Genomic DNA, 391 nt, shown 5'->3' with positions numbered 1-391 from the left:
TGCCGCGGCACGCGTGTCGGAGAAGCCGAACCCGTCGGCGCCCAGGGTCGCGAACTCGTTGGGCACGAACTGGCGGATCTGGTCCGGGACGGACTTCGTGTAGTCGGTTACCGCGACCACGGGGCCGGTGGCGCCGGCGAGCTGGCTGGCGACGAACGGCACGCGCGGTTCGGATCCGGGGTTGAGGAAGGCTTCTTCCTCGCACTCCAGGCCGTCGCGGCGCAGCTCGTTCCACGAGGTCACCGACCAGACATCGGCCGAAACGCCCCAGTCCTCGGCGAGCAGGCGCTGGGCCTCGATGGTCCACGGCACGGCCACGCCGGAGGCGAGGAGCTGGGCGCGCGGGCCGTCGATCTTCGCCGGGGAGGCGAGGTAGATGCCGCGCTTCACG

Annotated in this window: 1 protein-coding gene; it reads right to left on the bottom strand. The window is 71.6% G+C overall.

Translation table 11 applies throughout. The annotated features are described in order from the left end of the window. Positions 1-391 (bottom strand): transketolase-like TK C-terminal-containing protein (locus ACSYDW_RS18945; protein ID WP_438340289.1); only part of this gene is annotated, 391 nt, incomplete at both ends.

Source organism: Paeniglutamicibacter selenitireducens (genome assembly GCF_051550675.1).
GTDB lineage: Bacteria > Actinomycetota > Actinomycetes > Actinomycetales > Micrococcaceae > Paeniglutamicibacter.
The sequence above is the reverse complement of the archived record's forward strand: the minus strand, read 5'-3'. Positions and strand labels throughout refer to the sequence as shown.